This is a genomic window from Stenotrophomonas maltophilia, assembly GCF_003970865.1.
Classification (GTDB): Bacteria; Pseudomonadota; Gammaproteobacteria; order Xanthomonadales; family Xanthomonadaceae; genus Stenotrophomonas; species Stenotrophomonas maltophilia_AR.
Window position 1 is genome coordinate 1 of sequence record NZ_RXLZ01000107.1, and the last position, 7,966, is coordinate 7,966.

Below are 7,966 nucleotides of genomic sequence, written 5' to 3' on the forward strand. Positions count from 1 at the left end.
TTTAAAAAAAAAAAAAGAACAAAAAAAGGGGGGTCCCTCGGGGCGTCTGAGATGTTGACAAGAGACAGCGTTATCCCTCCAGTGTTCCCTGGGGATGGAACCTGCGTCAACACCCCGGGGGTCACTTCAGGGCCGGGTCCCCCGCTTACCCCGGGAACCCAACCCGCCCCGCCAAGCGAGGCAATAACCCAGAGCCGCCTTTGACGTTGATGTTGCTGTTGCCGTTGCCTGCCGCAGGCAGCGCCCGCGGCCGCCGCCGCAGGAAAACCTTAAATCTTCTTCGCCAGCGACTCGGCCAGGCCGGTGTAGCTGCCCGGGGTCATCTCCAGCAGACGCTGCTTCGCATCCGCCGGCAGCTCCAGCCCCTGCACGAACGCACGCATCGACTCGGCGGTGATGCCCTGGCCACGGGTCAGCGCCTTCAACTGCTCGTACGGGTTCGGCAGGCCGTGGCGACGCATCACCGTCTGTACGGCCTCGGCCAGCACTTCCCAGGCCGCGTCCAGATCGGCGTCCAGGCGCTGCGGGTTCACTTCCAGCTTGCCCAGGCCCTTGGCCAGCGAATCCAGCGCCACCTGGCTGTGGCCGAACGCGGTGCCCAGCGCACGCAGCACGGTGGAGTCGGTCAGGTCACGCTGCCAGCGGCTGATCGGCAGCTTCGCGCTGAAGTGCTCGAACAGCGCGTTGGCGATGCCGAAGTTGCCTTCCGCATTCTCGAAATCGATCGGGTTGACCTTGTGCGGCATCGTCGACGAGCCGACTTCGCCTTCCTTCAGGCGCTGCTTGAAGTAGCCCAGCGAAACGTAGCCCCAGATGTCACGGGCCAGGTCGATCAGGATGATGTTGGCGCGACGCGCGGCATCGCCGATCTCGGCGATGTTGTCGTGCGGCTCGATCTGCGTGGTGTACGGGTTGAACACCAGGCCCAGGCCGGTCACGAAGCGCTCGGCGAAGGCCGGCCAGTCCACGTCCGGGTAGCTGGCGATGTGGGCGTTGTAGTTGCCCACCGCGCCGTTGATCTTGCCGGTCAGTTCGACCGCGGCGATCTGCTTGCGCTGGCGCTCCAGGCGGGCGACCACATTGGCCAGTTCCTTGCCCAGGGTGGTCGGCGAGGCGGTCTGGCCGTGGGTGCGCGACAGCATCGGCTGGCCGGCCTGGGCGTGGGCCAGGGTACGCAGGCTGCTGGCGATGCCGTCCAGGGTCGGCAGCAGCACCTCGCGGCGGGCCTGTTCCAGCATCAGGCCGTAGCTGAGGTTGTTGATGTCTTCGCTGGTGCAGGCGAAATGCACGAACTCCAGCGCCGGGGCCAGCTCGGCGTCATCCTTCAGCTGTTCCTTGATGAAGTACTCCACCGCCTTGACGTCATGGTTGGTGGTGCGCTCGATTTCCTTCACGCGCGCGGCCTGGGCCGGGCTGAAGCTGGCGGCGAGGGCGCGCAGGCGGGCGACGGCGGCGTCGGAGAACGGGGCCAGCTCGACGATGCCCGGCTCGGCGGCCAGGGCCAGCAGCCACTCCACTTCGACCGTGATGCGGGCCTTGATCAGGCCGTACTCGGAGAAGATCGGGCGCAGGGCGTCGACCTTGCCGGCATAGCGGCCATCGAGCGGGGACAGGGCGAGCAGGGCGGAATCGGACATGTCGGCAGGGCTGGGGCGAGCGGCGGGGGCCATATTCTACGACGTGCCGGTCAGGTAGTGCCGGCCGCTGGCCGGCAACCACGCCCGGCCTAGGCTTCCATGGATTGCCGGCCAGCGGCCGGCACAGTCCTGCGCGCGCAGAACGGCCCTGCGGATGAAACGATCTGGCCCGCCCTCGTCATCCCACGCTGCGGGCAAGGGAGTATCGTTGGCGCAGCCGCCAGCCCGGGAAGCGACACCCTGCCAGCCGCCGCTTCCCTTTCCCCAACTGAAGTAGTGCGGAGTTGATGCAATGAGCAAAGCTGCAAGCAAGGGTTTCAGAATCGAACACGACAGCATGGGCGAGCTGCAGGTGCCTGCGGACGCCCTGTGGGGCGCCCAGACCCAGCGTGCCGTGCAGAACTTCCCGGTGTCGGGCCAGCGCATGCCGCGCGGTTTCATCCGTGCCCTGGGCCTGGTCAAGGGCGCCGCCGCGGGCGTCAACGCAGAGCTGGGCCACCTGCCGAAGAACGTGGCCAAGGCCATCCAGACCGCTGCCGCCGAAGTGGCCGCCGGCAACTGGGACGCGCAGTTCCCGATCGATGTCTACCAGACGGGTTCGGGCACGTCGTCGAACATGAATGCCAATGAGGTCATCGCCACCCTGGCCAACCGTGCCGGCAAGGCGGGCAAGACCACCGTGCACCCCAATGACCACGTCAACCAGGGGCAGAGTTCCAACGACGTGATTCCAACCGCGCTGCGCGTGTCGGCAGTGCTGGCGACGCATGAGCAGCTGCTGCCGGCGCTGGTGCACCTGCGCAGGACCCTGGACAAGAAGGGCCGCAGCCTGCGCAAGGTGGTCAAGACCGGCCGTACCCACCTGATGGACGCGATGCCGCTCACCTTCGAGCAGGAATTCGGTGCGTGGTCGGCGCAGCTGGCCTCGGCGCAGGAGCGCATCGAAGACAGCCTCAAGCGCGTGCGCCGCCTGCCGCTGGGCGGCACCGCCATCGGCACCGGCATCAATGCCGACCCGCGTTTCGGCGCGCAGGTGGCCAAGGCGCTGAAGCAGCAGACCGGCTTCAAGTTCGACAGCGCCGAGAACAAGTTCGAAGGCCTGGCCGCGCAGGATGATGCAGTGGAACTGTCCGGCCAGCTCAATGCGCTGGCCGTGGCGCTGATCAAGATCGCGAATGATCTTCGCTGGATGAACGCCGGTCCGCTGGCCGGATTGGGCGAGATCGAACTGCCGGCGCTGCAGCCGGGCAGCTCGATCATGCCGGGCAAGGTCAACCCGGTGATTCCGGAAGCGACCGTGATGGCCTGTGCACAGGTGATCGGCCACCACACCGCGATCACCGTGGCCGGCCAGACCGGCAACTTCCAGCTCAACGTCACCCTGCCGCTGATCGCGGTGAACCTGCTCGATGGCATCGGCCTGCTCGCCAACGTGTCCACCCTGTTGGCGGACAGCGCGATCGCCGGGCTGAAGGTGCGTGAGGATCGCGTTGCCGAGGCGCTGGCGCGTAATCCGATCCTGGTCACCGCACTGAATCCGATCATCGGCTACGAGAAGGCCGCGGCGATTGCCAAGCGTGCCTACAAGGAACAGCGCCCGGTGCTGGACGTGGCGCTGGAAGACAGCGGGCTTGACGAGGCCGAGTTGCGTCGCCTGCTGGACCCGACCGCGCTGACCGCCGGCGGCATCCAGGCTGGCGGTGGTGGCGCCGGCGGCTGATCGAACGGCGTGCGGACCAAGGTCCACACCCACCACACGCAGGAACGCCGCCCTCGGGCGGCGTTTTTCTTCAGCGACGGTCGGCGACGATGTTGCCGAAGGTGTCGGTGTAATCCTTGAATTCCGGGATGCGCTGGATCAGGTCTGCCGGAATCACTTCCATGCCCTCGGGTGGCTGGATCTTCACCGGCTGCATGTTGGGATCTGCCGGTGCGGCCACCAGGGTGTTCTGGCGCAGCACCTGCAGTTTGCCGAACATGGTCTGCAGCATCTGTTTCTGCCCATCGTCCAGCGGAATCTGGATCTCGTCCATCTTCATCGTGCCGTCGGCGAGGATGATGATGTTCGGCGCGGGCGGGCGACGCACGGTGACCATGCCTTCGCTGACGGAAATCTTGGGCTTGCCGCGCTCGGCACGGTGGTTGCGGTACTCCTGGTCACAGCCGACCAGGCCAAGGCAGAGCAGGGCGGCCAGCAGCAGAAACAGCTTCTTCATGACATTCGGTTCGGGGGCGTCCGGGGCCGCTATTGTAAGCCGGACGGCGCACTACGGCCGGCAGCCGGACGCCGCTGCCGGCCGGGTGCGCTGATCTGTCACAGGCCTAGCGCTGGACCAAGGTGTCCTTGCCGCAGTCGTCCACGTCGCCCTGGTCCATGGTCGCGTAGGGCTTGAATGCCGGCAGTTCGCGTGCGAGCGCCTGCTGGCTGGCCAGCATCGCCGGAAGGCGGTCGCAGATGCGCTTGGCCTGGGCTTCGATCTTCTCGGCTTCGGCATTGATGCGCTTTTCGACACCTTCGCTGTCGCCGCTGAAAATGCCCTTCAGCGCTTCGCCGGCCGCACTGGCACCCAGTTTGGCGCCGGCCAGGCCGACATCCATGCCATCCATCGCGATGGCGACCACGTGGCCGCGGTATTCCTGCAGATGGCGGCGCTGGATATCGTTGGCGGCGACTTCCTTGCCCGCGATCAGCAGGCGGCCATCCGGGGTGATCTCCGCACGCGGCTGCTTGTCCGCCGAGATCTTGATGTTGCCCTGGGCGATATCCTTGCGGGCATCGTCCATGGCGTTCTTGACGGTCTCGCCAACGCCGCCTGTGGCTTCGGCGACACTCTTGCCGACGGTCTTGTCGGGCGCGGACGACGTGCCGCCGCAGGCGATCAGCGGCAGGGACAGCAGCACAGCAGGCAACAGGCGCAACAGGTTCATGGTGTTCCCCTGGTCAGTGTCTGGAAGAGGGTTACTTGCTGCGCGGCAGAGTGACCCGGCCGCTGACGTTGCGGTGATCGACGTCACCGCTGCCACTGTGGTCGACGGTCAGGGTGCCGCGCACGCCGTCGACGTGGATGTCGCCCGAACCGTGGCTGCGGACATGCACATTGCCGCCGATGTCGGCCAGATCGACCCCGCCGGAGCCGACCACGCCCACTTCAACGTTGCCCTGCACGCGCTTGAACTCGATGTCACCGGAGCCCACGGTATCCAGCCGCGCGTTGCCGCGCACATCGGCGATCTTCAGGTCACCGGAGCCGACGGTGCCGGTGCTGGCGTCACCGCTGATGTTGCGTACGGTGACGTCGCCGGAACCCAGTGACAGCAGATTGAGGGAGCTGCCGCCATCGATGTTGAGGTCGCCGGAACCCACTGCAGCGTGGATGCTGCCACGGGTACCGCGGGCCACCGCGTCACCGGAGCCGACGTCCACGCTGAGTGACTGTGCGTTTTCCACGCTGGCGTCACCCGAGCCGACCTTGAACTGCAGCGGCAGGTTGTCCGGCACGCTGCCACGGATATCCAGCCAGGCGTAGCTGTTGCCCAGGCTGATGCCGCTTTGGCGGCCGTCGCGGCGCAGGCTCACCACCAGCTTGTCGCCCACCTTGCGCTGGTCCAGTACCAGCTGGTCCAGCCATTCCTGGCTGGACGCGCAGGCGCGGCCGTCCAGCTGGCCGCCGCCGGCGCTGGCGACCACCTTCAGGTCATGCTGGTTGACCTCGAACACAACCGTCTTGGCACCGGCCACGTCCAGCTTCAGTGCCCGGGCGGCAGTGAACTTGCAGTTCGGAGCATCGGCGGCCAGCGCCGACAACGGCAACAGCAACAACGCAGAACAGGCGAGCAAAGAACGCATGGGTGGTGCCTCCGGATGGATGGGATCAGATCTCGCCGGCGCGCTTGCGCAGGCGGATGGCAAGGAAGATGAACACTGCACCGACGACGGCGCCGATCCACAGCTCCGGCATCGCCAGCGACTTCAGCTGCGAGGCGGGGGACATCAGGCTGACGACCGAGTCCAGGTCGCGGCGTGAGGCTTCGTCGGCGCCGAGGCGATACAGCAGGTCCATGCCGGGTACGCCGCCCAGCAGCAGGCGGCCGACGATGTTCTGCCAGAACCAGCCGGTGGTCAGGCCGACCAGCGGCATCATCTTGGTGGAGCTGACGATGATGCCGGCAAACAGCGGCAGCATTACCGCCCACAGGAACGGCTTGCTCCTGGCCCATGCCGAGCACAGCAGCAGCCAGCCGGCGGTGGGCAGGGCCCACAGGGCATAGACCGGAATCCAGGCCAGGTGCCCAGCGGCCAGGGTCAGCGGGCTGGCCGGGCCCCAGATCAGGGTCATCGGGCTGCCACCGTGCAGCAGCGCGACGGCACTGATGATCAGCATGAAGCCGAACATGGTGAGGATGCCGGCGATGACCGCGATCAACGGTGCCACGATCAGTGCGCTGATCACCTTGGACAGCACGGTCTGCGTGTCCGACAGCGGCAACGACTTCCAGAACAGGATGCTGCGATCGCGGCGATCGTCGTACAGGGCGCCCAGGCAGTAGAAGAACACCACGAAGGCCAGCACCAGGAACGGCCAACTTGAACTGAGTACCAGAGTCAGGTCCAGGCCGTTGCCAAGATCAGCAAGGTCCTTGGCACTGATGTCACGGGTGAGCAGGGCCAGGTTCAGGCCATTGATGTTCACGTCCTCGCCATCGATGTGCAGGCCGCCGTCGCGCGCTGCACGGTTCAGCGCGAACAGGCCGAAGGCAATGCCGGCGATGCTCATCACCAGCGAGATCAGGCCCGCGATCAACGGGGCATACAGGAAACCGCCGCGGTTCTCCCAGTACTCGCGCTTGAGCAGCCAGCGCAGGGTGCCGACCGGGCTGACGGGGTGGTTGACGGCATTCATGCGTAGGTCCCCTTCATGATGGCGACGAACAGGTCGGCCAGGCCCGGGATGCGGGTCTCGCCGAGGGAGGAAAGCTGGGCGCGCGGCACGCCATCGAACAGCATCACCGTCTTGCCGAACGTCAGGCTGCGCTCGTCGATCGGTTTCAGGGCGCGGGCGGTATCCAGCTGGTCGGCATTGACCAGCAGCTCGGTGTAGCGCTGGCCGACGTCGTCCATTTCCGCGTCGAGCACGATGCGGCCGTCGCGGATGAACATCACGTCGCTGAGGATGTGCTCGATCTCCTCCACCTGGTGGGTGGTGACGATGATGGTCTTCTGTTCGTCGAAGTAGTCTTCCAGCAAGCGCTGGTAGAACTCCTTGCGGTACAGGATGTCCAGGCCCAGGGTCGGCTCGTCCAGCACCAGGATGCGGGCATCGATGGCCATCACCAGTGCCAGGTGCAGCTGCACGATCATGCCCTTGGACAGCTCGCGCACGCGCTGCTTCGGCTGCAGCTTGGTGTTGGCCAGGAAGCGCTCGCAGCGGGCGCGGTCGAAGCGCGGGTGGACGCCGGCGACGAAATCGATCGCTTCGCGGACCTTCAGCCAGCGCGGCAGCACGGCGACGTCGGCGATGAAGCAGATGTCGTTCATCAGCTCGTCGCGGCGCAGTCGCGGGTCGCGGCCGAGCACGCTCAGTTCACCCTCCACCGAGGTCAGGCCAAGAATGGCCTTCAGCGCGGTGGTCTTGCCGGCGCCATTGGGCCCGATCAGGCCGACGATGCGCCCGCTTGGAATGCTGAAACTGGCGTTGTCGAGGGCGACGGTGGTCTTGTAGGCCTTGCGCAGGCCTCGGGCGGTGATGACCGACTCACTTGCAGTGCTATTCATCAGACTTTCCCCTGGGGCAGCAATTCGTCGAGGCTCAGGCCCAGGCGCTGGATGCGCTCCAGAACCGCTGGCCATTCTTCGTTGAGGAAACGGTCGCGCTCGCTGCTGCGCAGCTGCGTGGCCGCCTGCTCGGTCATGAACATGCCCAGGCCGCGGCGCTTCTCGACCAGGCCTTCGTCGGCCAGTTCCTGGTAAGCGCGCGAAACGGTGATGGGGTTGAGTTGATAGTCGGCGGCCACCTGGCGCACCGAAGGCAGGGCATCGCCCGGCTTGAGGATTCCGTCGAGCATCATGGCGATCACGCGCTCCTTCAACTGACGGTAGATGGGAGCGCCGTCGCTCCACTGGATGTCGCTCATATTCAGCTCCGTGGGGTCAGCGGCTGGGCGAACGAGAAATACGGCATGGACAGCGCGCTGTGCAGCCGACGCGGGGAGGGGGCGTGCCCTTATACCCACTGGCCCTGGCCGCCGGCTGTCCCGTGTCGGACCTGTCGGGGGCCAGACCACGTGAAAAAACAACGAACGCCAGATTTTCCGACACCAATCTATGTTAA

8 protein-coding genes are annotated in these 7,966 nt (G+C 66.1%); 1 reads left to right on the forward strand and 7 read right to left on the reverse strand.

Going from position 1 to position 7,966, the window contains the following annotated elements:
- Positions 1-269: 269 nt before the first annotated feature.
- Complete coding sequence (gene purB, locus EKL94_RS21505; RefSeq protein ID WP_126930574.1) at positions 270-1,637, reverse strand: adenylosuccinate lyase; 1,368 nt, start codon at positions 1,635-1,637, stop codon at positions 270-272.
- Positions 1,638-1,929: 292 nt separating this feature from the next.
- Between purB and EKL94_RS21510 the strand changes: the two genes are divergently transcribed.
- A complete protein-coding gene (locus EKL94_RS21510; RefSeq protein WP_126930575.1) occupies positions 1,930-3,357 on the forward strand; it encodes a class II fumarate hydratase in 1,428 nt (475 codons plus the stop codon).
- 70 nt (positions 3,358-3,427) lie between these two features.
- Here the strand turns inward: EKL94_RS21510 and EKL94_RS21515 are convergent, their stop codons facing one another.
- The 6 genes from EKL94_RS21515 to EKL94_RS21540 form a co-directional block, all read right to left on the reverse strand.
- Positions 3,428-3,853 carry a hypothetical protein gene (locus EKL94_RS21515; protein ID WP_126930576.1) on the reverse strand — a complete coding sequence of 142 codons (426 nt, stop codon included), beginning with the start codon at positions 3,851-3,853 and terminating at the stop codon, positions 3,428-3,430.
- Between the two features lie 106 nt (positions 3,854-3,959).
- On the reverse strand, positions 3,960-4,565 hold the full coding sequence (locus EKL94_RS21520) for a YggN family protein (protein ID WP_126930577.1): 606 nt from the start codon (positions 4,563-4,565) through the stop codon (positions 3,960-3,962).
- 31 nt (positions 4,566-4,596) lie between these two features.
- Entirely contained in the window at positions 4,597-5,484 is an 888-nt protein-coding gene (locus EKL94_RS21525) for a DUF4097 family beta strand repeat-containing protein (RefSeq protein WP_126930578.1), read from the reverse strand.
- 25 nt (positions 5,485-5,509) lie between these two features.
- Positions 5,510-6,538: an ABC-2 transporter permease gene (locus EKL94_RS21530; RefSeq protein WP_126930579.1), complete on the reverse strand. Its 1,029-nt coding sequence runs from the start codon at positions 6,536-6,538 to the stop codon at positions 5,510-5,512.
- Complete coding sequence (locus tag EKL94_RS21535) at positions 6,535-7,410, reverse strand: ABC transporter ATP-binding protein (RefSeq protein ID WP_126930580.1); 876 nt, start codon at positions 7,408-7,410, stop codon at positions 6,535-6,537. The genes EKL94_RS21530 and EKL94_RS21535 overlap by 4 nt, the downstream gene beginning before the upstream one ends.
- Positions 7,410-7,769 (reverse strand): GntR family transcriptional regulator, encoded by a 360-nt coding sequence (locus tag EKL94_RS21540; protein WP_006453095.1) that lies wholly within the window; start codon positions 7,767-7,769, stop codon positions 7,410-7,412. Before EKL94_RS21540 ends, EKL94_RS21535 begins: the two co-directional genes overlap by 1 nt.
- Positions 7,770-7,966 lie beyond the last annotated feature (197 nt).

What these genes read in the sequence shown, in the direction of transcription:
- purB (WP_126930574.1), bottom strand. Translation starts at nt 1,637, where the DNA reads ATGTCCGATTCCGCCCTGCTCGCCCTGTCCCCGCTCGATGGCCGCTAT.
- EKL94_RS21510 (WP_126930575.1), top strand. Translation starts at nt 1,930, where the DNA reads ATGAGCAAAGCTGCAAGCAAGGGTTTCAGAATCGAACACGACAGCATG.
- EKL94_RS21515 (WP_126930576.1), bottom strand. Translation starts at nt 3,853, where the DNA reads ATGAAGAAGCTGTTTCTGCTGCTGGCCGCCCTGCTCTGCCTTGGCCTG.
- EKL94_RS21520 (WP_126930577.1), bottom strand. Translation starts at nt 4,565, where the DNA reads ATGAACCTGTTGCGCCTGTTGCCTGCTGTGCTGCTGTCCCTGCCGCTG.
- EKL94_RS21525 (WP_126930578.1), bottom strand. Translation starts at nt 5,484, where the DNA reads ATGCGTTCTTTGCTCGCCTGTTCTGCGTTGTTGCTGTTGCCGTTGTCG.
- EKL94_RS21530 (WP_126930579.1), bottom strand. Translation starts at nt 6,538, where the DNA reads ATGAATGCCGTCAACCACCCCGTCAGCCCGGTCGGCACCCTGCGCTGG.
- EKL94_RS21535 (WP_126930580.1), bottom strand. Translation starts at nt 7,410, where the DNA reads ATGAATAGCACTGCAAGTGAGTCGGTCATCACCGCCCGAGGCCTGCGC.
- EKL94_RS21540 (WP_006453095.1), bottom strand. Translation starts at nt 7,769, where the DNA reads ATGAGCGACATCCAGTGGAGCGACGGCGCTCCCATCTACCGTCAGTTG.